Origin of the sequence: Luteimonas sp. MC1750 (genome assembly GCF_016615955.1) — a bacterium.
Lineage (GTDB): Bacteria > Pseudomonadota > Gammaproteobacteria > Xanthomonadales > Xanthomonadaceae > Luteimonas.
The window spans coordinates 417,191-441,652 of the sequence record NZ_CP067113.1 but is presented as its reverse complement, the minus strand read 5'-3'; the positions used below and the strand labels follow the sequence as shown (position 1 = coordinate 441,652).

Genomic DNA, 24,462 nt, shown 5'->3' with positions numbered 1-24,462 from the left:
CGCATATTCTGGCAGTCGGGGATGCCGAGTGCCAGAGGACGCGCCGCGAAAAACCCGGCGGACCGGGATGTCCCAGAGATGGGGGGCCGCGGCGGGAGTTCAAGGGGTGCCGGCGTCAGAAGCGCCAGGCACCCACCAGGGCGGTCTCGCCGTTGTTCGGGCTGTGCAGGCTGGCGTTGGAGATGTGCCGGACCGACAGCGAGAACCGGTCCCAGCGCCAGCCCACCGAGGTCACGAACTGGGGATCGCCCGACAGGGCGTCGGTCTCCCCTGACTGGGCCCCGATGGCCGCGCCCAGGGTCAGGCCGTTGTCGGTGCGCTCGTAGCGCAGGCCGACGTAGCCGACCCAGACCTCGTCCTCCAGGTCCCGGTCGGTGACCGGGCCACGCCCGTCGACGTAGATGAGTCCGGTCTGGGCCCGGAGCACGGCATTGTCGAGGTCGCGCAGCTTCGGCACCCAGGCGATCGAGGCCGTACGGGTGAACTCGCGGTCGGTGGTGGTCGAAGCCCCGGCGGCCAGTTCGATGTCGCTGCCGGCCGCGGCCAGCGGCGCCGCGGCCAGTGCCAGCGCCACCACTCCGGAGCGCAGCGCGGAGCCGCAGGGAAGTTGCATGGGAAAGCCTTCGATGAATGGGGACGCAGCATCGAAAGCATACGGACGGCATGTCGCGCCGGCGTGCAGGCAAGCGGGAAAGTGTGTCGCCCGGCGCGACATTGTCATATCGCGGGGGTAAATTGCCCCGTCCAATTGGGGAGAGACACCGAATGCGTTCCGAGCGTTCCACTCTGTTCTGCGCGATCGCACTTGCGGCCGCGGCCACCTTCCCGGCGCATGCCGAGGTCTTCATCAACGAGATCCACTACGACAACGCCGGCGCCGACGTCGGCGAGGCGATCGAAGTGGTGGGCAGCGCCGGCGAGAACCTGGCCGACTACCAGCTGGTCCTCTACAACGGCAGCAACGGCCAGTCCTATTCCACCAGCACGCTGCCCGCCGGCGTCGCGGCCACCTGCGGCGGCAACGTGCGATTCGCCACGGTCAACTACCCCGTCGATGGCCTGCAGAACGGCTCGCCCGACGGCGTCGCCCTGGTCGACCCGCAGGGCAACGTGGTCCAGTTCCTGAGCTACGAAGGCGTGATGACCGCCACGAACGGGCCGGCCGCGGGCATGGCCAGCGAGGACATCGGCGTCTCGGAACCCAACAACACGCCGGTCGGCACCTCGCTGCAGCTCGGCGGCACCGGCAACGTCCAGGCCGACTTCACCTGGGCGGGATCGGCCACCGCGACCTTCGGCACCTGCAACAACAGCCAGACCTTCGGCGAGGCCGGCAATGCCGCGCCGACCGTGGTCGACACCTTCCCGGCGCAGGGTTCGAGCGATTTCCCCTACGCCGCCGACATGACGGTCACCTTCAGCGAACCGGTCATCGTCGAGCCGGGCGCCTTCCGCCTCAGCTGCGAGGGCGTGCCCCGCCGCCGCACCACGACGCTGGACCACGTCACCCAGGCGACCAGCTTCACCCTGACCCCCGTGCGCCCGCTCGTCCCCGGCCAGGCCTGCTCGCTGCAGATCGACGCCAGCCGGATCGTGGACCTCGACGCGACCGCTCCGGAGTCCAGCACCACCGTGGCCTTCCGCGTGAGGCACGCCGACCGGGGCAGCGGCAACGGGGAGTACTACGGCCTGGTCAACACATCGAGCCCCGGCCAGCTGCGCTGCTCGCTGCACGAGACCATCCGCGGCCACGTCGCCTACCCCTACAGCGGCAGCGGCACCAACACCTGGACCATCCTCGAGATCGCCGACGAGGATCCCAACGATCCCGGCCGGATCCTCGACGTCTACCGCAACCGGACCTACGCCAAGGGCAGCGATCGGGCCGGCTCGGGCGGCAGCAACAAGTACAACCGCGAGCACACCTGGCCGAACTCGCTCGGCTTCCCCGGCAACAGCCTGGGCGGCCTGCCGAACGCGCCGTACACCGACACGCACATGCTTTACCTGAGCGACGAGGTCTACAACTCGAACCGCGGCAACATGCCGTTCGCCAACTGCGACGCCGGCTGCTCGGAACGCGCGACCGAGTCCTACAACGGCCGCGGCGGCGGCACCGGCGTCTACCCGGGCAACTCGAACTGGGTCGAAGGTGCGAACGGCAATGCCGGCTCGTTCGAGGTCTGGGGCGCACGCCGCGGCGACATGGCGCGCGCGGTGATGTACATGGCGATCCGCTACGAAGGCGGCCAGCACCCGACCACCGCCCAGCGCGAGCCCGACCTCGAGCTCACCGACAATCGCAGCCTGATCGTCAGCACCAGCTCGCTGGAAGCGCCGGCCTACATGGGCCTGCTGTCGACCCTGGTCGAGTGGCACCTGGCCGACCCGCCGGATGCGGCGGAGCGCGCGCGCAACGAGGTGGTCTTCGCCTACCAGGGCAACCGCAACCCGTTCATCGACCACCCGGAGTGGGGCACGACGGCGCTGTTCACTTCGACCACGCCCGGCACCTGCGAACTGGCGACGCCGACGCCCACGCCGCCGCGCAACCCGCGCATCCGTGACCCGCGCGAGCGCGTGACTGTACCGGCACCGGCGCTGGCACCGGCATCGGCACCGGCCCGCAGCAGCAGCGCGGCCAAGGCCAGACTCCTGCGCTGAGTCGGGGTCACGGCGATTGAAGAGGGGGCGCCGGGGAACCGGCGCCCCTTTTTTTGGCTCTTCTCGCACGCGAGGCAGACGCCGGGTGCGGCGTCGCGGCGCTTCGACGCATGGCCTGCTGCCGCTCATGTCCCCCGGTGCCGGCCCGGAGGGCCGTCACCTCCTCCTTGACTTCCCGTCAGCAGGCCACGCGCCAAAGCGGTGTGGCTTTGCCCGCGCTCCGCCCAACGGCAAGGGCGGGCGTTTGCTTCTCCAGACCGCGACAAGGGTCGGGCCTGCCGCGGATGCAGGGGGGATGACCAGAGCCGGCCATGGATGGCCGGCGGCCGGATGATGGGAGCAGGACGCGGAGACATCCGGCTGGGCATCCTCCCTGCATCCGCGGCAGGCAGCGCGCGCCTGCTCGAGGCACCCGCTGCAACGAAAAGCGTGGGCGCAAGACCTGTCCCATGCGAGGCGGACAGGCGCCAGACCAACTCGCTCGGCTACCCTAGCGGGCCGCCTCCACCTCGCCGCACCGCCTTGAACCTGCAGTCCTTCATCCGTCGCGGCACCCTCGCGCTCCGCACAGCGCTGTTCCTGCGCAAGGAGCCGGCGGACCGGACGTGGCGCCTGCCCGGCCTGTCTGTGATCGCGGCCCTGCTGCTGGCGTCACCGGCCGCGCTGGCCATCGACATGGACGACCTGCTGCCGGTGGACGAGGCCTTCGTGCTGCGCGCCGAGGCCACGGGGCCGGATCGCATCGAGCTCAGCTGGGCGATCGCCGACGGCTACTACCTGTATCGCCACCGCATGGGCGCGGAGCCGGTGGATGGCGGTTTCCGCGCCGCGCCGGCGGGCCTGCAGCTGCCGGCCGGCAAGCGGCACACCGACGAGTTCTTCGGCGCGGTCGAGACCTACCGGGGTCGCGTCGAAGCCGTCCTGCCCGGCACCGCCACCGGCCCGGTCACCCGGCTCAAGGTCCGCTACCAGGGCTGTGCCGACCTCGGCATCTGCTATCCGCCGCAGACCCGCACGATCACGGTCGCCCTGCCGGCACCGACGGCCGGCACCCCGCCCGGCCGTGGCCAGCCGGATGCCGGCTTCTCGGCGCTCGGCCAGTCGCTGGGCAGTGGGCCGCGCCCGCTCGCCCTGCCCGGCGCGGCCGGCGCGATGCCGCTGCCCGAGGACCAGGCCTTCGCGTTCGAGGCCATCGCCGACGGCGGCAACACCATCCTGATGCGCCTGACGCCGGCGCCGGGCTACTACATCTACCGCGACCAGAGCCGCTTCCAGCTCGAGGCCGAGGGCATCCGTGCCGGCGCGCCGCGCTGGCCGCGCGGCACGGCCCACCGCGACGAATATTTCGGCGACGTGGTGGTGTATTTCGACGGCGTGGACGTGCCGCTGCCGCTGCTGCGCAGCCACGCGGAGCCGCGCCAGGCCACGCTCAGCGCCACCTTCCAGGGCTGCCAGGCCGACGGCATCTGCTATCCGCCGATGACGCGCCGCGTGCGCGTCGCCCTGCCGGCGGGCACGGTGACGCCGCAGGCCGACGTTGCGGGGCCGGGCGTGCCGGCGACGCCGGACGGCCCGGGCGCCCCGGGCGCCCCGGGCGCGACCGCAGCGGCGTCCGCCGACGCCACCCGTGCCAGCGGATCCACCGTCGGTTCCGACGGGCTGCCCGTTGACGCCGCAACGGCGGGCGCCGCCGAAGCCGACGGCGCGGTTGCCGGCCTGGAAGCCGGCCGCGCCGCGCGCGATGCCGGCGCCACTGCCGGCACCGCTGTGGGCACCGCGACCGCGGGCACCGCGACCGCCGGCGCGGGCACGACCGCCGACAACGCCGCCCGCAGCACGCCCCCGGCCAGCGGCGCCGGCGGACTGGCCCTGGCCCTGCTGCTGGCGCTCGGCGGCGGCGTGCTCCTGAACGTCATGCCCTGCGTGCTGCCGATCCTGTCGCTCAAGGTGCTGGGCCTGGCGCAGGGCGGCGGTGGCCGCGCCCACGCGCGCCGCCATGCGCTCTGGTACACCGCGGGCGTCGTCACCGCCTTCGCCGTCGTGGGCCTGGCGGTGCTGGCGCTGCGCGCGGCCGGCCAGGCGCTGGGCTGGGGCTTCCAGCTGCAGCAGCCGGGCTTCGTCGCCGCGCTGGTGCTGCTGATGGCGGCGGTGGGCCTCAGCCTGTCTGGCGTCTTCAGCATTGGCGGCAGCGCCAACCTCGGCCAGGGCCTCGCGTCGCGGACCGGCCCGGTGGGCGATTTCTTCACCGGCGTGCTGGCCTGCGTCGTCGCCAGCCCCTGCATCGCGCCCTTCATGGGCGGCGCCCTGGCGTACGCCTTCACCGCGACCCCGGCGGTGGCGGTCCTGGTGTTCCTGGCACTGGGTCTGGGGCTGGCGCTGCCCTTTCTGCTGGTGGGCTTCGTGCCCGGGCTGGCCGAGCGCCTCCCGCGCCCCGGCGCCTGGATGGACACGCTCAAGCAGGTCATGGCCTTCCCCATGTACCTGACCGCGATCTGGCTGGCCTGGGTGCTGGGTCGCCAGCGCGGCGTGGACGCGATGGCCCTGGTTGCCGCCGGCGTGGCGGTGATGGCGCTGGCGCTGTGGTGGCTCGAGCGCGCGCGCATGCGCGGCGGCTGGCTGCGGCGCCTGCCGGCGGTGGCCCTGCTCGCGGTGGCGCTGTCGTCGGCCTGGCTGGCCAGTCGCCTGCCCGCACCCGCGTCGCCGGCGGCGGCGGTCGCGGCCGACGGCGCCACAGTCGCGTATTCGGCGGCGCGGCTGCAGGCGTTGCGCGACGCGGGGACCCCGGTCTTCGTCAACATGACCGCCGACTGGTGCGTGACCTGCAAGGCCAACGAGCGGACGACGCTGTCCAGCGACGCCTTCCGCGACGCGCTGCAGCGCACCGGCGCGGTCTACATGGTGGGCGACTGGACCAATGTCGACCCTGGGATCAGCGCCTTCCTCGAGCAGCATCGCGCCGTCGGCGTGCCGCTGTACGTGGTCTACCCGCGCGGCGGCGGCGCCGGCGAGGTCCTGCCCGCCGTGCTTGACCGCGACGTGGCGGTCGCCGCGCTCGAACGGGCGGCGCGCTGATGGGCACGCGGACGATCCTGCTGGTGGCGCTGGTGGCGGGCGTGCTCGGCGTGGTCGCCGGCCTGGCGGTGAATGGGCCGGGACCGCTGCTGCGCACCGAACTCGGCCAGCGCGCGGTCCAGCAGGCGATGGGCGCGGTCGCGCCACCGACGCCCGACGGCCTGGCCGTGGCCACGCGCGGCGGGCCGGTACCCGCGATCACCCTTCCCGACCTGGCCGGCACGCCGCGCACCCTGCCCGCTGACTTCGGCGGCCGCCCGCTGCTGGTCAACCTCTGGGCCAGCTGGTGCGGTCCCTGCATCGAGGAAATGCCCGAACTCGACCGCTACGCCGCCGCCCAGGGCACGTCGGGCGTCCAGGTGATCGGGATCGCGCTCGATGACCAGGCATCGGTCGACGCCTTCCTCGAGCGCATCCCGGTGCGCTATCCGATCGTGCTCGACGCCCCGGGGCCGCGCGACGCCGGGGTCCAGCTGGGCAATCCGCGTGGGGTGCTGCCCTATACCGTGCTGGTCTCGGCCGACGGTCGCCTGCTCAAGCAGCGGATCGGTCCCTTCACCCACGGCGAGCTCGACGCGTGGGCGCGCATCGACGAGTGATTCAAACGACCGATTAAAACTGCGCTTTGTCGCAGAAGTTCGGCGATCTGGACAGCAACGGCGGCTTGGCGCAGACTGGCCGCCGTTTTTACGCCGGGCACCGCGCCGCACTGAATGGACCGGATCCTCGTCCTCCACGGCCCCAATCTCAACCTGCTCGGCAGCCGCGAGCCGGAGATCTATGGCCGTGACACGCTGGCTGCGATCGACGCGACCCTGCTCGCACGGATCGAGGCCGCGGGCTTGGCGTTCGAGAGCCTGCAGTCGAACGCCGAGCACGTGCTGGTCGACCGCATCCAGGCGGCGGCCGGCGATGGCACCCGCTTCGTGCTGTTCAACCCCGCCGCCTTCACCCACACCTCGGTGGCCCTGCGCGATGCGCTGGCCGCGGTCGCGGTTCCGTTCATCGAGGTGCACCTGTCCAATCCGCACGCCCGCGAGCCCTTCCGCCGCCAGAGCTATTTCAGCGACCTGGCGGTCGGCGTGGTCGCGGGCTTCGGCGCCGCGAGCTATTTCCTTGCCCTGGACGCCGCGCTGGCCCGCCTGGCGCCGGCGTCCTGATCCGTCCCCGTATCCCCATCCCGTATCCATCGCCGGCGTCCGCGCCCGGCACTACCCGAGAGGCCCGCATGGACCTGAGAAAAATCAAGAAGCTGATCGACCTGCTCGAGGACTCCAACCTCGCCGAGATCGAGATCAAGGAGGGCGAGGAATCGGTCCGCCTGGCGCGCACGCCGCGCACCGGCTACGGCCCGGTGCAGCCGTCGCCGCACTACGCGCCCCCCGCCGAAGCGGTCATGCCGATGCAGTCCCCCGTCCAGGCCGCCACCGGCGGCGCGCGCCCGGCCGAGCCCAGCGGCCCGTCGCTGCCCGACGGCCACGTGGTGCGCTCGCCGATGGTCGGCACCTTCTACGCCTCGCCGGCGCCGGACAAGCCGCCCTTCGTCACCGTCGGCCAGACCGTCAACGCCGGTGACACGCTGGCCATCGTCGAGGCGATGAAGATGTTCAACCCGATCGAGGCCGACGTCGGCGGCACGGTGCTGGCGATCGTCGGCGAGAGCGGGCAGCCGGTCGAGTTCGACCAGCCGCTGTTCGTGATCGGCTGAGGCCGCCGGCATGCTCGACAAGGTCGTCATCGCCAACCGCGGCGAGATCGCGCTGCGCATCCTGCGCGCCTGCCATGCGCTGGGCATCCGCACGGTGGCGGTGCACTCCACCGTGGACCGCAACCTCAAGCACGTGGCCATGGCCGACGAGTCGGTCTGCATCGGCCCCGCGCCGTCGCCGCAGAGCTACCTCGACATGGCCAGCATCATCGCCGCGGCCGAGGTCACCGACGCGCAGGCGATCCACCCCGGCTACGGCTTCCTGGCCGAGAACGCCGACTTCGCCGAGCGCGTGGAGCAGTCGGGCTTCGTCTTCATCGGCCCCAAGGCCGACACCATCCGCATGATGGGCGACAAGGTGGAGGCGATCCGCGCGATGAAGGAGGCCGGCGTGCCCTGCGTGCCCGGCTCCGGCGGCCCGCTGGGCGACGACCCGGCCGAGAACGTCCGCGTTGCGCGCGAGATCGGCTATCCGGTGATCGTCAAGGCGTCGGGCGGCGGCGGCGGCCGCGGCATGCGCGTGGTGCAGACCGAGGCGGCGCTGGTGAACGCCATCGCGACCACCAAGCAGGAGGCCAAGGCGGCCTTCGGCAACGACATGGTCTATATGGAGAAGTTCCTCGAGAACCCGCGCCACATCGAGATCCAGGTGCTGGCCGATGGCCAGGGCCAGGCCATCCACCTCGGCGAGCGCGACTGCTCGATGCAGCGCCGCCACCAGAAGGTGGTGGAGGAAGCGCCCGCGCCCGGCATCACCGACGCCATGCGCGAGGAGATCGGCCGCGTCTGCGTCGAGGCCTGCCTGCGCATCGGCTACCGCGGCGCCGGCACCTTCGAGTTCCTGTTCGAGGACGGGCGCTTCTACTTCATCGAGATGAACACCCGCATCCAGGTCGAGCACCCGGTCACCGAGATGGTCACCGGCATCGACCTGATCCGCGAGCAGCTGATGATCGCCGCCGGGCGCCCGCTGTCGATCCGCCAGGAAGACGTGGTGATGCGCGGACATGCCATCGAATGCCGGATCAACGCCGAGGATCCCGACAGCTTCCTGCCCTGCCCGGGCCGGATCCAGCACTTCCACGCTCCCGGCGGCCCGGGCGTGCGCGTCGACAGCCATGTCTACGAGGGCTACACCGTCCCGGCCAACTACGACTCGATGATCGGCAAGCTGATCGTCCACGGGGCCGACCGCGAGCAGGCGATCTGCCGCATGCGCGTCGCGCTGTCGGAGATGGTCATCGACGGCATCCGCACCAACATCCCGCTGCAGCAGCGCATCCTCGCCGACACCGGATTCGAGGAAGGCGGGCGCAACATCCACTACCTGGAAAAGCGCCTGGCCGAGCGCAAGGAGAAGTCGCTCTCCCTGCTGTGAGCCGGGCCGGGCGCCCGCTCTCCCGCCGGCGGCACGATGTGGCAGCGCATCACGGCCGCCGGCCGGCCCTCGCATATGCTCGGGACACGCCGGGCACGGGGGCCGGTCCAACGACCATGGGAGAGAGGATCGATGCGTTATCGCAGGAACAGGCTCGCGACCGTCGTAGTGGGCGGCCTTCTGGTGACGGCTGCGGCCGGGATCACCTTTGCACAGCCGCGCACCGCGGCACCGGCGCCGAAAGGCGCGACCAGCGCCGCCAGCAGCGTGGAGCGGCCATGGAGCGTGGGCGGCGGCGACATCGCCATCCGCTGGAACCATGACCTCGCCGGCGACCTCGGGCTGCGCATCGCGCCGGGCTCGGTCCACGGCCAGCGCGCGACCGACGGCTCGGAGCGGTTTTCCCTCCAGGACAGCCGCCGCCTTCAGTTCCTGGTGACCAACGGCTATGCCCGCGAGATGGCCGGCGGTGCGCTGCAGGCACGCGGTGGCTACGCGATCCAGTTCAAGGGCGGCAGCATCGACCTCGACGGCTTCCGCCTGGTCCCGCGCCGGGTGAAGCCGGGCATGGAGCCCGAATTCGACCTCGTCGACGCGCAGGGCGTGGCCTGGTTCCACGTCGACCATGTGATGCACGAACTGCTCGACGACCCGCCGTCGCTGACCATCGGCTCGTCGGACATCCGCATCAGCGAGCGCCTGGCCCAGCGCCTGGGCGCCCCGCATGCCGCCGGCATGGCCATCGCCGAGCTGCAGCTCGACGCGCCGGTGCTGGCGCGCGGCAGCGGGGACCTGCAGCCGCAGGCCAACTACATCACGTGGCACGGCCAGGCGGCGCCCAACGGCGGCACCTACCAGAACGACATCTTCATGCTCAGCACGTTCACGCAGTTCTCGCGCTGCCAGGGCTGCACGGGCAACGCCGGCAGCGGCACGATGGTGATCACGCCGTCGGCGACGCTGAAGAACAACGTCAACGAGGGCAGCATCAACGCCACCGTGCCCGGCGACCCGCTCGGCACCAGCACCGCGCTGTGGACCGCCACCATCCCCTGGTACCAGAAGTTCACCGCGCCCTCGCCGCCGTACAACAACGACCAGCATCCCTACCTGATCTGGAACATGTACCGCACCAACCCGGACGGCAGCCTCGAGCAGATCGGCCGCTCGGGGGTGAAGCACGCCTACCTGACCACCAACGGCAGTTGCCTGGACAGCGGCGACCACCACGGCCACGCGCTGGGCCGCGGCTGCACCGATACCTATTCGGTCGGCAACAACGACTACACCCAGGGCATGACCTCGCGCGACGAGATCCTGCCGTCGTCCGGGCTGTGGGGCCGCTGCGGCTCGGTGTTCGACACCAACTGCGACGGGGTCATGAACAACTCGCCGGGCGACAGCTACAGCTACCGCATGCTGGTCAACGAAGCCCAGGTCTCGCCCACCGCCAACCCCGGCGCGGGCTGGCTGTTCGAGTCCTGGTACGTGGCGCGCTCCGACATCAACATCTACAACTCGATGTCGACCCGGGTGACGACGCCCGGCTGGACGGGCAGCACCTGGAACATCGCCTCCAGCAGCGAGCGCCTGGGTTCGGCGATCGACCGCTGGTTCGACGTCGCGCCGCCGCTGCCCAACCCGCGCAATCCGCACATGAATCCCAACAAGGAACGCCGGCTCATCACCGAGCTGGTGGACGGCGGCGCACGCGCCAAGCTGGCGGTGAAGGCGCGCCGGCTGGTGGGCGGCGGCTGGGAGTACCACTACGCGCTGATGAACTTCGAGTTCGCGTTCGCGATGACCGAAGGCGCATCGCCCAACCTGCGCATCACCTCCACGCAGGGCTTCGACGCGTTCGCGCTCGCGACCGCCTCGGGCGCCAGCATCACCTCGACCACGTTCCGCGACGGCGACCTGCAGTCCGGCAACGACTGGGACTTCGTGGCCGGCGCGGACAGCGTCGAGTGGAGCGCCGGCAGCGCCGGCCGCACGCTCGGCTGGGGCGAGCTGTACTCGTTCACGGTGCGCTCGTCCAAGGCGCCGGTGGCCGGTACCGCCACCCTGCGTGCCGACGGCAGCGGGCGTGGCACCGCCTTCGAGGTGGCGACCCTGGTCCCGGGCTCCTGACCCACGACGCCGGCCCGGGACGTCCCCGGGCCGGCGCGTGACGCGCTGCCGGTACCATGCAGGCCTCCCCGGCCGACCGACACGCGATGCCCTTCCTCGAACTCACCCTGCACTGCCGCGAATCCGAGCAGCCCCGCTACGAGAACGCGCTCGACGACGTCGGCGCGCTGGCGGTGACCATGCTCGACGCCGACGCCGGCACCCGCAACGAAGACGCGATCCTGGAGCCCGGCGTGGGCGAGACGCCGCTGTGGGCCTCGATCACCCTGACCGCGCTGTTCCCGCACGACGCCGACGCGCTGCTGCTGCTCGCCGCGCTGGACAGCTTCGACCCCGGGCTGGACTGGGGCCGCGCCTCCTTCCGCCAGGTCGAGGACCAGGACTGGGAGCGGGCCTGGATGGACCAGTACGAGCCGCTGCGCTTCGGCCGGCGGACCTGGATCGTGCCCTGGAACCGCGACCTGCCGGCGGACGCCGGCGCCGATGCGGCCGTGGTGCGGCTGGACCCGGGGCTGGCCTTCGGATCGGGCACCCACCCCACGACCGCCCTGTGCCTGCGCTGGCTCGACGGCCTCGCCGGCGACGGCATGCTCGACGGCGTGCGCGTGCTCGATTTCGGCTGCGGCAGCGGCATCCTCGCGCTGGCCGCGCTCAAGCTCGGCGCCGCACACGCCACCGGCATCGACAACGACCCGCAGGCCCTGCAGGCCACGGCCGACAATGCCCAGCGCAACGGCGTCGACGCGCGGATGGCGGTGCACGCGCCCGGTGACGCCCCGGCCGGTACGTGGCCGGTGGTGGTGGCGAACATCCTCGCCGCCGCGCTCGACACGCTGGCGGACACCATCGCCGGATGCGTGGCGCCGGGCGGACGGCTCGCGCTCTCGGGCATCCTCGACGGGCAGCAGGCGCCGCTGCTTGCGCGCTATGGCGAGTGGTTCGAGCAACTGCGGGTCGAGGTCGATGGTGACTGGGTTCGCATTGACGGCATCCGCCGCGGCTGAGCGCTGCCGCGCGCGCGCGGCGCGTGCTTGAATAGCCGCCATGTTCGTCAACTGCCCGTTCTGCCGCGGACTGGTCGCCACCGACCCGGTGACCGACCTGCCGCCCGAACGCTGCCCGCGCTGCGCGGCGCAGCTGCGCGGGGCGCCCGGGGCGGCCCTGCGCGAGCCCGCCGACGACGCCCGCAGCGGCGTGGCCGCGGCGATGGCCGAAGCGTTCGGCAACCTGGATGACGCGGTCGACGGCGGCGGTGCCGCCGATCCCGCCGCGGACCGCGCCGCGCAGCCGGCGATCTCGATCGCGAACCTGCTGCAGGACACGCCCGCACCCGTGATCGTGGTGGCAGAACCTGCCACCGTGGACCCGGCCAGCAGGGACTCTGTCGTTGCGGACCCTGCCAATGCGGACCCTGCCCTCGCAGGCTCAACAACTGCGGCCGTGGCGCCTGCGGCCCTTGCATCACATGCGGACGGCTCTGACGGGGCGGGCAGTTCGCCCGTCGGGCCGCCGGCGACGGAACCGGTCGCGTCGGCCCCTGCCGCTCGGTCGGTGTCGGTGCCAGAGGCACCTCCGGTGCATGGAGAGACTCCGGCGCACACCCCGACGGCGCCGACGACAGCAACGGCAACGACGGGGACCGCCCCGCGCCCGCGCCGCACGGCGCCGAGCTTCGCCCGTGGCCGCACGCCGGGCTCTGCCGATGCGCCGACCGGCCGCCGCGGGTGGCTGCCCGCCGCGATCACCGCGCTGGCCCTGCTGCTCGGCCTGCAGTGGCTACTCGCCGACCGCGCGCGCCTGGCCGCCGATCCGGGCTGGCGGCCGCTGGTCGCTGGTGCCTGCAGCGTGCTGCGCTGCAGCCTGCCGCCCTGGCGCGAGCCGGCCGCGTTCGCCCTGCTCGAGCGGGACGTGCGTCCGCATCCCGGAACGCCGGGTGCACTGCGCATCGTCGCGAGCTTCCGCAACCAGGCCGCCTGGGCCCAGCCCTGGCCCGAGGTCGTGCTGACGCTGTCGGACATCGACGGCCGGCCACTGGGCGCGCGCGCCTTCCTGCCCGCCGAATACCTCGGCGGTGAGCCGCCCGCCGCGCTGCTGGAGAGCGGCGAAGGCGCGGTGATCCGCATGGACGTGCTGGAGCCCGCACCGGGCGCGGTCGGCTTTTCCTTCGACTTCCGCTGACGCCCGGCCGATGGCAGCGGCGAGGCGGTCGCGCTAGACTCGATCCCCTTCGCGCGCCAGGCGCGAGCAGGTCCAGGGGTCCGATTGAACGCCGCCGACACCAACGAGCCGCAGCCCCGCGGCACGCAGCGGGCGCCGCTGCGTGAGCACGTGGCCACCGCCGTGCGCCGCTACATCCGCGACCTGGACGGCTGCGATGCGGAAAACCTCTACCTGATCGCGCTGCGCGAGCTCGAGATCCCGCTGTTCGTCGAAGTGCTGAACCACTGCGAAGGCAACCAGAGCCGTGCCGCGGCCATGCTCGGCATCCACCGCGCGACCCTGCGCCGCAAGCTGCGCGACTACGACATCGTCTGATCCGGCCGCCCGGGCGGTCCGCCCCCGCGCCGTATAATCGCGGTTTCCCCGCTGCCTTTCCCACGCAATGACCACCGATCGCCTGCCCCTGCGCCGGGCCCTGCTGTCCGTGTCCGACAAGACCGGACTGGTTGAACTCGCCCGCGTCCTCGCCGCGCGCGGCGTGGAGCTGCTGTCCACCGGTGGCACCGCGCGCGCCCTGCGCGAGGCCGGGCTCGCGGTGCGCGACGTGGCCGACGCCACGGGCTTCCCCGAGATGATGGACGGCCGGGTCAAGACCCTGCACCCGGTGGTGCACGGCGGACTCCTCGGTCGCGCCGGCATCGACGAGGCGGTGATGGCCGAGCACGGCATCGGCGCCATCGACCTGCTGGTGCTGAACCTGTATCCCTTCGAATCGGTGACCGCGAAGGCCGGCTGCAGCCTGGCCGAGGCGGTCGAGAACATCGACATCGGCGGGCCGGCGATGCTGCGCTCGGCGGCGAAGAACTTCGCCCGCGTGGCCGTGGCGACCGATCCCGCGCAGTACGCCGGCATCGTCGACGAACTGGGCGCCCACGACGGCACGCTGTCGGCCGCCACACGCTTCGCGCTGTCGGTGGCCGCGTTCAACCGCGTGGCGCAGTACGACGCCGCGATCGGCAACTACCTGTCGGCGATCGGCGACGCGTCGGCCGCGGTGCCCGTGCGCGGCGACTATCCGGCGCAGGTCAACGCCAGTTTCGTCAAGGTGATGGACCTGCGTTACGGCGAGAACCCGCACCAGTCCGGCGCCTTCTACCGCGACCTGTACCCGGTGCCGGGGACGCTGGCGACCTTCACCCAGCTGCAGGGCAAGGAGCTGTCGTACAACAACCTCGCCGACGCCGATTCGGCCTGGGAGTGTGTGCGCCAGTTCGACGCTCCGGCCTGCGTGATCGTCAAGCACGCCAACCCCTGCGGCGTCGCCACCGCGGCCGATGGCGGCGCGGCCTACGAGCGCGCCTTCGCCACCGACCCGACCTCGGCCTTCGGCGGCATCATCGCCTTCAACGTGCCGGTGGACGCTGCGACCGCCAAGTCGATCCTCGACCGCCAGTTCGTCGAGGTGCTGATCGCGCCGGGTTACGCGCCCGATGCGCTGGCGTACTGCGCGAAGAAGGCCAACGTGCGCGTGCTGCGGATCCCGCCGGGCGAGGGCCGCAACCTGTTCGACAGCAAGCGCATCGGCTCGGGCCTGCTGATGCAGGCGGCCGACAACCGTGGGATGACCACCGGAGAGCTGAAGCAGGTGTCGCAGCGCGCGCCAAGCGCGGCCGAGCTGCGCGACCTGCTGTTCGCCTGGCGGGTGGCGAAGTACGTCAAGTCGAACGCCATCGTGTACGCGAAGGACAACGCCACGGTCGGCGTCGGCGCCGGGCAGATGAGCCGGGTGTATTCGGCGCGGATCGCCGGCATCAAGGCGGCCGACGCGGGGCTGGTGGTCGAGGGCTCGGTGATGGCGTCGGACGCGTTCTTTCCGTTCCGCGACGGGCTGGACGCGGCGGCCGAAGCCGGCATCCGCGCGGTGATCCAGCCGGGCGGTTCGATGCGCGACGCGGAAGTGATCGCGGCCGCGGACGAACACGACATCGCCATGGTGTTCACCGGCATCCGGCATTTCCGGCATTGAGGCGGAGCGGACGATGAAAGTGCTGGTCGTGGGTTCGGGTGGGCGCGAGCATGCGCTGGCGTGGAAGCTGGCGCAGTCGCCGCGTGTCGACGAGGTGCTGGTCGCGCCGGGCAATGCCGGCACGGCGGTCGAGGCGAGTTGCCGCAACGTGGCCACCGCGGCGACCGACATCGAGGGCCTGCTGGCGCTGGCGCGCGGCGAGGGCGTGGCGTTCACCGTGGTCGGGCCCGAGGCGCCCCTGGTGGCCGGCATCGTCGACCGCTTCCGCGCCGCCGGCCTGCGGATCTTCGGACCGACGGCGGCGGCCGCTCAGCTCGAGGGCAGCAAGGCTTACGCCAAGGCCTTCCTCGCCCGCCACCGCATCCCGACCGCGCACTACGCGGTGTTCACCGAGCTGGAACCCGCGCTGGCGCACGTGCGCGCACATGGCGCGCCGATCGTGGTCAAGGCCGACGGCCTCGCCGCCGGCAAGGGCGTCGTGGTGGCGATGACGATGGACGAGGCCGAGGCCGCGCTCCACGACATGCTCGCCGGCAACGCCTTCGGCGAGGCGGGCGCGCGCGTGGTGGTCGAGGAATTCCTCGACGGCGAGGAAGCCAGCTTCATCGCCATGGTCGACGGCCGCACCGCGCTGCCGATGGCCACCAGCCAGGACCACAAGCGCGTGGGCGACGGCGACACCGGTCCGAATACCGGCGGCATGGGTGCCTATTCGCCGGCGCCGGTGGTCACGCCCGACGTGCATGCGCGGATCATGCGCGAGGTGATCGAGCCGACCGTCGCCGGCATGGCCGCCGACGGCGCGCCCTTCACCGGCTTCCTGTACGCGGGGCTGATGATCGACGCCGACGGCGCGCCCAAAGTCATCGAGTTCAACGTGCGCTTCGGCGATCCGGAGACGCAGCCGGTGATGATGCGCCTGCGCTCGGACTTCGCTGCGCTGGTCGAAGCCGGCATCGATGGCACGCTCGACGCCGCGGTGGCCGACTGGGATCCGCGGCCCGCGCTGGGCGTGGTGATGGCGGCCGAAGGCTACCCGGCGACCCCGCGCCTGGGCGACCCGATCAACAGCCTCGACGTGCCGCCGCTCGCCGACACCAAGGCCTTCCACGCCGGCACCCGCCTCGACGGCGAACACGCCGTCACCGCCGGCGGCCGCGTGCTCTGCGTCTGCGCCCTGGGCGACAGCGTGGCCGACGCGCAGCAGCGCGCCTATGCCGAGGTCGCCGGCATTTCCTGGCCCGGCGAGTTCCACCGCCACGACATCGGCTGGCGGGCGATCGCGCGCGAACGCGGCTGAGCCGCGGGCCGCGCCTGCACTCAGAGCAGGCGCGGCAGGTCGGGCAGCTCGTTCTCGTCGGGGTCACCGGGCGCCTGCGGGAAGTGGCGCGCCAGAAGCTCCGAGACGGCTTCGACGCCGGCGATCGCGGCCGCCTCGGGCTCGCCCGCCTGCAGCCGCGACTCCATCAGCCGGCACGCGGCCGCCCACTCGGCGTCCCCGACCAGCCCGTCCAGGCCACGGTCGGCGACGATCTCGATGCGATGGTCGGCCAGGAGGAGATAGACCAGCACGCCGTTGTTGGCCTGCGTATCCCATACCCGCAGTTCGGAAAACACCTCGTGCGCGCGTTCCCGCGCCGTCAGGCCGCGCAGCGCGCGCCACGCCGGCAATGCGGGCTCCACCGCGAAGCAGACCTCGCCTCGGTGGCGCCGTTCGCCTTCGGCCACCGCTCCCGCGATCCGCTGCAGGCGACCCGCGGGGAACAGGCGACCCGGTGACGGCGCGAAGAGGTGCCGGAAGAGACGCGCCACGCCCGCCATCACCAGCTCCCCGAGGCGCCACCGCCTCCGCTCATGCCGCCACCGCCGGACCAGCCACCGCCGCCGAAGCCGCCACCACCACCGCCGAATCCTCCGCCGCCCCAGCCACCGCCACCGAACCCGCCCCAGCCGCCGTGGCGCACGTAGCGGCCGCCGGAGGTGCGGGACAGCCCGTAAAGGAACCCGAACACGGCCGCGGCGCCGCCCAGGCCGAGGGCCGCCGAGACCAGCCAGGCCACGCCGCCGGCCGCGCCGCCGGTGAACAGCCCGCGCAGCGCGGCCGGTGCGCGCCCGAACACGCCGCGCACCAGGGTCGCGGCCACGAAGGCCGCGAACAGCGCAGCCAGCCAGTTGCCGCCGCCCGCGGGCGCGGGGCCGCGATGGTCGGCGATCGGTTCGGGCAGCGGCTCGCCCTCGATCAGCCGCACCAGCACGGCGGTGCCGTCGACCAGTCCGCCGCCGTAGTCGCCGGCGCGGAACTTCGGCGCCATGTATTCCTGGATGATGCGCCCGGCGGTGATGTCGGGAATCGCGCCTTCGAGGCCGTAGCCGGGCTGGATGCGCACGCGCCGGTCGTCGCGCGCGACCAGCACCAGCACGGCGTCGTCGACGCCTTCGCGGCCGATGCGCCAGGCGTCGAAGACCCGCTGCGCGTACTGCTCGATGGTCTCGGGCCGCGTGCTCGCGACCACCAGCACCTGCAGCTGGCTGCCCTTGCTCCGCTGCAGGTCCAGCGCCTGCCGCTCCAGCTGCGCGCGCCGGGCCGGCTCCAGCGTGCCGGTGGTGTCGACCACCGGCGAATCCAGCGGCGGGATCGCGGCCAGCGGCTGGGCATGCGCGGGAGCCCATGCCAGGCAGGCGAGCAGGAGCGCCAGCAGCAGGGCCGGCAGTCCGACCGACGCCGTGGCTCGCGCCGTGGCCACCGCGGCCGGCCGTCAGCCGGCCGGCTGCGGCTGCGGGGCCGTCGCGGCAGGATCGGGCCCACCGAAGTCGACCGCCGGCGCCTCCTGGATCGCGCGTTCGTTCTCGACGCTGAAGTTCGGCCGCGGGCCGTAGCCGAACATCTTCGCGATCAGGTTCTGCGGGAACGAGCGCACATAGGTGTTGTAGTCCTGCACCAGCTGGATGTAGCGGCCGCGTGCGACGGCGATGCGGTTCTCGGTGCCTTCCAGCTGGGTCTGCAGGTCGAGGAAGCCGCGGTCGGCCTTGAGGTTGGGATAGTTCTCCACCACCACCATCAGCCGCGACAGCGCGCTCGACAGCTCGCCCTGGGCCTGCTGGAACTGCTCCAGCGAGGCGGGATCGCCGGCATCGACGTTGATCTCGCCGACTTTCGCGCGGGCCTCGGTCACCGCCGTCAGCACCTGTTGCTCGTGCGCGGCATAGCCCTTGACCGTGCTGACGAGGTTCGGGACCAGGTCGGCGCGGCGCTTGTACTGGTTGAGCACTTCGGACCAGCCGGCGTTGACGGCCTCGTCCTTCTGCTGGATCTGGTTGTAGCCGCAGCCGCTGAGCATCAGGGCGAGCACGAGCAAGGCGAGATGGCGCATGGACAGGCTCCGACGGGTGGACGCGCGCATTCCAGCACCGGCCGGCGCAAGGCGCAATGAAGGCAGGCCGCACCGCCGCGGGCCGGTTGCCGGCGTCTGCTAGGCTCGCCACGCATCCACGGGGACCGGCATGGCGTACTCACAGTTCCAGCTGCTGCGCGAGCGGCGCTTCCTGCCCTATTTCGCCGTGCAGGCGCTGGGCGCCTTCAACGACAACGTCTACCGCCAGGCGATCATCGGCCTGCTGTTCTACCTGGGCGTCGACAGCGGGCAGCGCACGCTCTACACCAACCTCGCGCCGGCCTTGTTCATCCTGCCCTACTTCCTGTTTTCGGCGATCGCCGGGCAGTTCGCGGAGAAGCTGGAGAAGCAGCGGCTGATCGTGATCACCACGGCGATGGAGATCGGGATCATGACGCTCGCCGGCATCGGCTTCCTGCTCGGCAACATGCCGCTGCTGCTGGTGGCGCTGTTCGCGACCGGCATGCAGTCGACGCTGTTCGGGCCGGTCAAGTATTCGATCCTGCCCGCGGTGCTCAAACCCGAGGAGCTCACCGGCGGCAACGGCCTGGTCGAGATGGGGACGTCGCTGTCGATCCTCGCCGGCATGATCTACGGCGGCCTGGTGTTCCAGGTCGCGGGCAGCTGGGGCGCGGAAGCGGCCGCGGCCTCGGTGATCGCGCTGGCCGTCACCGGCAACCTGGTGGCGCGCCTGATCCCGCGCGTCGACGCCGGCGCGCCGGAGCTCCAGGTCAACTGGAACCCGGTGCCGGAATCGGTCCGGATCTGGACGCTCACCCGGCGCACGCCGGCGGTGCGCAACGCGATCCTCGGCGTGTCCTGGTTCTGGTTCGTGGGCACGGTGCTGACCGCGCAGCTGCCCAACTATGCCGAGCTGCACCTGGGCGCCGCCGAGCGTTCGACCAGCCTCTACATCTTCGGCCTTGCGCTGTTCTCGGTCGGCGTGGGCACGGGCTCGCTGCTGTGCGAGAAGCTCTCGGCGCGCACGGTGGAAATCGGGCTGGTGCCGCTGGGGGCGCTCGGCATCAGCGCCTTCATGCTCGACCTCTATTTCGCGCGCAGCGGGCTCGCACCGCAGGCCGGCCTCGACATCGCCGGATTCCTGGCCGCCGACAACGGCTGGCGCATCGCCATCGACCTCACCGGCATCGGCTTCTCCTGCGGCCTGTTCATCGTGCCGCTGTTCGCGCTGATCCAGAGCCGCACGCCGAAGCAGGAAATGGCGCGGGTGTTTGCCGGGCTCAACATCCAGAACGCGGCCTTCATCGTCGCCGCGGCGGTGATCGGGCTGGCCCTGCAGCAGGTGCTGGGCTGGAGCATCCCGCAGGTGTTCCTGGCGGTGGCGATCGCCAACCTGCTGGTCGCGACCTGGATCTTCACCATCGTGCCCGAGTTCGCGATGCGCTTCGTCAGCTGGCTGCTGGTGCGCACGCTGTACCGGCTGGAACTGCACGGCATCGAGCGCCACGTGCCCGACGAGGGCCCGGCGCTCCTGGTCTGCAACCACGTCAGCTACATGGACGCGCTGGTGCTGGCGGCGAGCATCCCGCGGCCGGTGCGCTTCGTCATGTACTACCGGATCTTCCAGATCCCGGTGATGCGCTGGATCTTCAGGGCGGCCGGCGCGATTCCGATCGCGAGCCCGAAGGAAGACCGGGCGATGATGGAGCGCGCCTTCGACGCCATCGACGCGGCGCTGGCCGAGGGCGAGCTGGTGCTGATCTTTCCCGAGGGGCGACTGACCCGCGACGGCGCGATCGCGCCGTTCAAATCCGGCGTCGAACGCATCCTCGCGCGCCGGCCGGTGCCGGTGGTGCCGATGGCGCTGCGCAACATGTGGAGCAGCATGTGGAGCCGACGCAGCGCGGCCGCCGCCAGCGGGCAGATGGCCCGCATGCGCCTGCCGCGCCGCTTCCGCGCCCACGTGGCGGTGATGGCCGAGGCACCGGTTCCCGGTGCCGCCGCCGACGCCGCGATGCTGGAGGCACGGGTGCGCGCCCTGCGCGGCGACAACCCCTGACCCTCCGACACCCTTCTGTAGGAGCGGCTACAGCCGCGATCGCCGCCCCGCCCCGAGCCCTGATCGCGGCTGTAGCCGCTCCTACAGGAACGTCAGTTGACCCAGCCGGCCACGACGAACAGCGCCAGCACCGCCAGCCAGGCCAGCAGCACGCGCCAGACCAGGGACATGGCGTCGCGCAGCGCCTGGACCAGGGGCAGGTCGAGTGCTTCGGCCACCCCCGGAGGCTCCGGCAGCGTCGCGTCCGCATCGCCGGGCGCGATGCCGAAGCCGCCCATCGCCGCAACGGCGGCCACGTCGCTCATCGACCCGGCGGGCTGCGCGGCAGCCGGGGCATGGGCGGCGAGGTCGCCTGCCTCCTCGTCCAGCTCCCAGCGCACGCTGGCGCGGCCCACGGCCGCCAGCATGTCGGTCCCGGCGCGCAGGGCGGCGCCGCCGGCGCCCTTCCAGGCCGAGACCACCACGTCGAAGTTGCCGACGAGCGCCAGCGACAGCGCCATCAGCTGCGCCACCGGCCAGTCGAGGACCGCCAGCAGCCGCCGGGCGCCAGCGACGGTGCCCGTGGGCAGGTAAAGGGCGGGCTCGTCCTCGGCGGCGTAGGCCACCAGGCGGTAGAGGAGCGCGCCGACCGCGCCCAGCACCACGAACCAGAACAGCACGCCGAACCAGCGCCTGAGCGCCGCGACGAAGACCCGACCGACCTCGTCGCGGGTGTGGCCTGCGCCGGTCGCGGCCGCCGGGCGCAGCCGGGCGAGCGCTTCGCCGCGCGACGCCGCATCCGGCGCGTCGACCACCGCCTGGACGTCGACGTCGAGATCGCGTGGACCCCAGGCGTAGAACACCGCGGCCACGCCGAACACCAGCGCCGGCAGGCCGAAGGCGACGCCATCCAGCAGCCACTGCACAAAGCCGACCACCAGCACCACCGGCACCAGCGCCAGCGCCAGGCCCCAACCGCCACGCCAGAAGCCATCGTCGCGGAACCGCCGCCCGAGCCAGTCGAGCAGCGCGCGGAACCAGCCGTAGTCGCGCAGGGCCGCCGCCAGGGACGGCGCCATGTGGCCGAGGACCAGGGCCACCACCACCGCGAAGAGGGTCGAGAACATGCGCCGATTCTAGCGCCGGCGGCCGCGGGCCACGCGCGCGGTCAGGCCCGGGCGTGCCAGCGCTCGATCAGCCAGCGCGAGATCGAGATGGTCGGCGACAGCAGCAGGCCGTCGGGATCGGTCTCGCCGCGCAGCGCGGCGCCGACCTCGTCGCGCGAGAACCAGCGCGCATCCTCCAGCTCGTCGCTGGGGCAGTGCGGCACGTCGGGCGCGGCCTCGGCCTCGAAGCCCAGCATCAGTGAAGACGGGAACGGCCAGGGCTGCGACCCCAGGTAGCCGCAGCCGAGCACGCGCACCGAGGACTCCTCGAAGACCTCGCGCACCACGGTCTGCTCGAGCGATTCGCCCGGCTCGACGAAGCCCGCCAGCACCGAATAGCGCCGCGGCGCCCAGCCCGGGCCGCGGCCCAGCAGCAGGCGCTCGCCGTCGCTGACCGCGACGATCACCGCCGGGTCGGTGCGCGGGTAATGCTCGAGGTCGCAGGCGGCGCAGTGGCCGAGCCAGCCGGCGCGGCGGAACGCCAGCGGGCCGCCGCAGGCGCCGCAGAACCGGTGCCGCGCACGCCAGTGCAGCACCGCCCGCGCCTGGGCGAAGGCGGTGGCCTCGAAGTCGGGCCAGGTCGCCGCGGCGCTGCGCAGGTCGATGCGGGCGGCCGCGGCCTCGTCCGTCGCGGCGGTATCGGCTGCGTCGGCGGTGCCGGCGGGGCCATCCGCCAACGCTTCCTCGCGCAGCGCGAACCAGCCTTCCTCGCCGCGCAGCCCGAGGAACAGCGCGTCACCTGGACCTTCGGCCAGCTCCGCCGCAGGCGGTGCCAGCAGCGCGCCGGCGGTGGTCGCGCGCGCGCGGCCTTCGGCATCGATCACCAGCGCGCGGCCGCCGGCCCACAGCCGGGCCAGCGCGGCGCTGTCGTCACGGAGGTTCTCGGCGCGGTCCAGCGGCGCCTCGACGAAGGCGTACGGCGCCACGCGCCGCAGGGTCATGCGGTGAAGCTGCTGCCGCAGCCGCAGGTCGACTTCGCGTTGGGATTGCGGATGGTGAACTGCGCGCCGTGCAGGCTCTCGACGTAATCGACCGAGGCGCCCATCAGGTACTGCAGGCTGAGCGGGTCGACCAGCAGCGTCATGCCGTCGGTGGCGACCGCCAGGTCGTCCTCGCCCTGCTCCTCGTCGAACTCGAAGCCGTACTGGAAGCCCGAGCAGCCGCCGCCCTGGATGTAGACGCGCAGCTTGAGCGCGGCATTGCCCTCGCCGGCGATCAGCTCGCGCACCTTGGCTGCCGCCGCGGTGGTGAATTCAAGCGGACGATCCAGGCTCTGGTAGCCCGGCGCGGACAGATCGATGGTGGTGCTCATGCCATCAGGATGGAGGCTGCCGCCCCGGGCTTCAAGCGTCCGGCGCGGAACGTGGCGTCGCCGACGTCGCCTCGGCCCAGGTGAACGACTGCTCCACGGCCGGCCCGCGCGGCGGCGCCAGGCGCACGATCACGCGCAGCGGCTTGAAGCCGTCTGGCAGGATCAGGTCGCCTTCGACCTGCTGGAAGTACTTGAACGAGTAGTCGATGCCCGGCGCATCGCCGGTCTGCCGCAGGTCGTTCCAGTCCAGGCGCTCCAGGCTGTCGTTGCGCGAGCCCTCGACCTCGACGCTCAGGCGGCCGCTGCTCACCGCCGCCCGGTTCAGGGTCTGGGTCAGGGTGGCGGTGAAATGCCAGGCGCCCTCGCCCTGCGACTGCAGGCGCAGGCCGTGCACGGTCAGGCCGCGGCGCTGGCTGGTGCTGCCGACCAGGCGCTCGTAGAAGGCGACGTCGGCACGCAGCGCCGAGATCTCCTCGTCGCGCTCGGCCAGCATCAGCTGCAGGTCGCGGTTGGCTTCGCGGCTGACCTGGTCGGAGCGGGTCAGCGTGGCCACGTCCTGGCGCAGTCCGTCGAGCTCGGCGCGCAGCGGACCTTCGTCGCTGGCGCCCGCGTCGTTGGCGACCGTCCACGCGCCCCAGATGCCGAAGAGCAGGCAGGCGGCCAGCACGGCCATCAGGACCAGGTGCAGGCGCGGGTGCGGATGCTCGGGAGGTGGCGAGTCGGGCATCCCGGCATGGTAACTCCGGATCCCCGGCGCGTGGACCACGCCCGCGTGCCTATACTCCGCGCCAGTGCCATCCCACGGAGCGCCGCCATGTCCGAAGCCCATCTGTTCGCGGCCGGCGTGCTGCTGGCCTGGCTGGCCGGCATCCGGGTCTACCTGACGGTCTTCGGCGTCGGCCTGGCCGGCGCGATGGGCTGGCTCGAGCTGCCCTCCGCCCTCGAGGTCACCGCATCGCCCTGGGTGATGGGCATCTCCGGCGTGCTGGCCCTGGTGGAATTCTTCACCGACAAGATCCCCGGCGTCGATTCCGGCTGGGACTTCCTGCAGACCCTGGCCCGCGTGCCCGCCGGCGCCTTCCTGGCCGCGGCGGCGCTCTCGCCCGACGGCGACCTCTCGGCCGGCATGCTCGCCACCGGCGCCGGCGTCGCGCTGGGCAGCCACGCGCTCAAGGCCGGCAGCCGGGTGCTGATCAACGCCTCGCCCGAACCGCTCAGCAACTGGAGCGCCTCGGTCACCGAGGACGTCGCCGCGGTCGGCCTGCTGGCACTCGCCCTGGCCAATCCGCTGCTGGCGCTGGGCATCGCGCTGACCCTGAGCCTGCTGCTGGCGCTGGCCCTCTGGTGGGTCTGGCGCCGGCTGTTCCGGCGGCGGCCGGCCATGCCGGCACGCTGACCGGCCGCCCCCGCGACCATCGCGCGATCCGCTCGCGGTTTCTTGTAGGCTTGTCCGTT

The 24,462-nt window shown here is 72.3% G+C and carries 22 protein-coding genes; 14 read left to right on the top strand and 8 right to left on the bottom strand.

The window, feature by feature from the left end; translation table 11 throughout:
• Window positions 1-115: 115 nt before the first annotated feature.
• Entirely contained in the window at window positions 116-613 is a 498-nt protein-coding gene (locus tag JGR68_RS02085; RefSeq protein WP_199360175.1) for an acyloxyacyl hydrolase, read from the bottom strand.
• A gap of 152 nt (window positions 614-765) precedes the next feature.
• On the opposite strand from JGR68_RS02085, the gene JGR68_RS02080 reads away from it, so the two are divergent.
• From JGR68_RS02080 to purD, 12 genes are all read left to right on the top strand, one after another.
• Window positions 766-2,664, top strand: a complete 1,899-nt coding sequence (locus JGR68_RS02080; protein WP_199360174.1) for an endonuclease — start codon at window positions 766-768, stop codon at window positions 2,662-2,664.
• Between the two features lie 627 nt (window positions 2,665-3,291).
• Window positions 3,292-5,736, top strand: coding sequence for a protein-disulfide reductase DsbD (locus tag JGR68_RS02075; protein WP_343225114.1), 2,445 nt, complete (start codon window positions 3,292-3,294; stop codon window positions 5,734-5,736).
• On the top strand, window positions 5,736-6,335 hold the full coding sequence (locus tag JGR68_RS02070) for a TlpA disulfide reductase family protein (RefSeq protein ID WP_199360173.1): 600 nt from the start codon (window positions 5,736-5,738) through the stop codon (window positions 6,333-6,335). Before JGR68_RS02075 ends, JGR68_RS02070 begins: the two co-directional genes overlap by 1 nt.
• A gap of 114 nt (window positions 6,336-6,449) precedes the next feature.
• Window positions 6,450-6,896, top strand: a complete 447-nt coding sequence (gene aroQ, locus JGR68_RS02065; RefSeq protein WP_199360172.1) for a type II 3-dehydroquinate dehydratase — start codon at window positions 6,450-6,452, stop codon at window positions 6,894-6,896.
• Between the two features lie 68 nt (window positions 6,897-6,964).
• A complete protein-coding gene (gene accB, locus JGR68_RS02060) occupies window positions 6,965-7,444 on the top strand; it encodes an acetyl-CoA carboxylase biotin carboxyl carrier protein (protein ID WP_199360171.1) in 480 nt (159 codons plus the stop codon).
• 10 nt (window positions 7,445-7,454) lie between these two features.
• On the top strand, window positions 7,455-8,822 hold the full coding sequence (gene accC / locus JGR68_RS02055) for an acetyl-CoA carboxylase biotin carboxylase subunit (protein ID WP_199360170.1): 1,368 nt from the start codon (window positions 7,455-7,457) through the stop codon (window positions 8,820-8,822).
• A 132-nt stretch (window positions 8,823-8,954) separates the two neighbouring features.
• A complete protein-coding gene (locus JGR68_RS02050) occupies window positions 8,955-10,952 on the top strand; it encodes a hypothetical protein (protein ID WP_199360169.1) in 1,998 nt (665 codons plus the stop codon).
• 86 nt (window positions 10,953-11,038) lie between these two features.
• Complete coding sequence (gene prmA / locus JGR68_RS02045) at window positions 11,039-11,956, top strand: 50S ribosomal protein L11 methyltransferase (RefSeq protein ID WP_199360868.1); 918 nt, start codon at window positions 11,039-11,041, stop codon at window positions 11,954-11,956.
• 40 nt (window positions 11,957-11,996) lie between these two features.
• Window positions 11,997-13,130 (top strand): DUF3426 domain-containing protein, encoded by a 1,134-nt coding sequence (locus JGR68_RS02040; protein WP_199360168.1) that lies wholly within the window; start codon window positions 11,997-11,999, stop codon window positions 13,128-13,130.
• An 84-nt stretch (window positions 13,131-13,214) separates the two neighbouring features.
• Complete coding sequence (gene fis, locus JGR68_RS02035) at window positions 13,215-13,487, top strand: DNA-binding transcriptional regulator Fis (protein ID WP_199360167.1); 273 nt, start codon at window positions 13,215-13,217, stop codon at window positions 13,485-13,487.
• A gap of 67 nt (window positions 13,488-13,554) precedes the next feature.
• Complete coding sequence (gene purH, locus JGR68_RS02030; protein ID WP_199360166.1) at window positions 13,555-15,138, top strand: bifunctional phosphoribosylaminoimidazolecarboxamide formyltransferase/IMP cyclohydrolase; 1,584 nt, start codon at window positions 13,555-13,557, stop codon at window positions 15,136-15,138.
• A gap of 13 nt (window positions 15,139-15,151) precedes the next feature.
• A complete protein-coding gene (gene purD / locus JGR68_RS02025) occupies window positions 15,152-16,438 on the top strand; it encodes a phosphoribosylamine--glycine ligase (RefSeq protein WP_199360165.1) in 1,287 nt (428 codons plus the stop codon).
• 20 nt (window positions 16,439-16,458) lie between these two features.
• Here purD and JGR68_RS02020 read toward each other — a convergent pair whose 3' ends face one another.
• Genes JGR68_RS02020 through JGR68_RS02010 form a run of 3 tightly spaced genes read right to left on the bottom strand, consistent with a single transcriptional unit; the run spans window position 16,459 to window position 18,539 of the window.
• On the bottom strand, window positions 16,459-16,950 hold the full coding sequence (locus tag JGR68_RS02020) for a TPM domain-containing protein (protein ID WP_234446559.1): 492 nt from the start codon (window positions 16,948-16,950) through the stop codon (window positions 16,459-16,461).
• Window positions 16,951-16,958: 8 nt separating this feature from the next.
• Window positions 16,959-17,849, bottom strand: coding sequence for a TPM domain-containing protein (locus JGR68_RS02015; RefSeq protein ID WP_199360865.1), 891 nt, complete (start codon window positions 17,847-17,849; stop codon window positions 16,959-16,961).
• 45 nt (window positions 17,850-17,894) lie between these two features.
• Window positions 17,895-18,539 (bottom strand): LemA family protein, encoded by a 645-nt coding sequence (locus JGR68_RS02010; RefSeq protein WP_199360163.1) that lies wholly within the window; start codon window positions 18,537-18,539, stop codon window positions 17,895-17,897.
• A 100-nt stretch (window positions 18,540-18,639) separates the two neighbouring features.
• On the opposite strand from JGR68_RS02010, the gene JGR68_RS02005 reads away from it, so the two are divergent.
• Entirely contained in the window at window positions 18,640-20,550 is a 1,911-nt protein-coding gene (locus JGR68_RS02005; protein ID WP_199360162.1) for an MFS transporter, read from the top strand.
• 92 nt (window positions 20,551-20,642) lie between these two features.
• Here the strand turns inward: JGR68_RS02005 and JGR68_RS02000 are convergent, their stop codons facing one another.
• Genes JGR68_RS02000 through JGR68_RS01985 form a run of 4 tightly spaced genes read right to left on the bottom strand, consistent with a single transcriptional unit; the run spans window position 20,643 to window position 23,734 of the window.
• Window positions 20,643-21,656 (bottom strand): hypothetical protein, encoded by a 1,014-nt coding sequence (locus JGR68_RS02000; RefSeq protein ID WP_199360929.1) that lies wholly within the window; start codon window positions 21,654-21,656, stop codon window positions 20,643-20,645.
• A 41-nt stretch (window positions 21,657-21,697) separates the two neighbouring features.
• Complete coding sequence (nudC, locus tag JGR68_RS01995; protein WP_199360161.1) at window positions 21,698-22,636, bottom strand: NAD(+) diphosphatase; 939 nt, start codon at window positions 22,634-22,636, stop codon at window positions 21,698-21,700.
• Entirely contained in the window at window positions 22,633-23,007 is a 375-nt protein-coding gene (gene erpA / locus JGR68_RS01990) for an iron-sulfur cluster insertion protein ErpA (protein ID WP_199360160.1), read from the bottom strand. Before erpA ends, nudC begins: the two co-directional genes overlap by 4 nt.
• A gap of 31 nt (window positions 23,008-23,038) precedes the next feature.
• Entirely contained in the window at window positions 23,039-23,734 is a 696-nt protein-coding gene (locus JGR68_RS01985) for a DUF6776 family protein (protein WP_199360159.1), read from the bottom strand.
• Window positions 23,735-23,821: 87 nt separating this feature from the next.
• On the opposite strand from JGR68_RS01985, the gene JGR68_RS01980 reads away from it, so the two are divergent.
• On the top strand, window positions 23,822-24,403 hold the full coding sequence (locus tag JGR68_RS01980; RefSeq protein WP_199360158.1) for a DUF4126 domain-containing protein: 582 nt from the start codon (window positions 23,822-23,824) through the stop codon (window positions 24,401-24,403).
• Window positions 24,404-24,462: the final 59 nt, after the last annotated feature.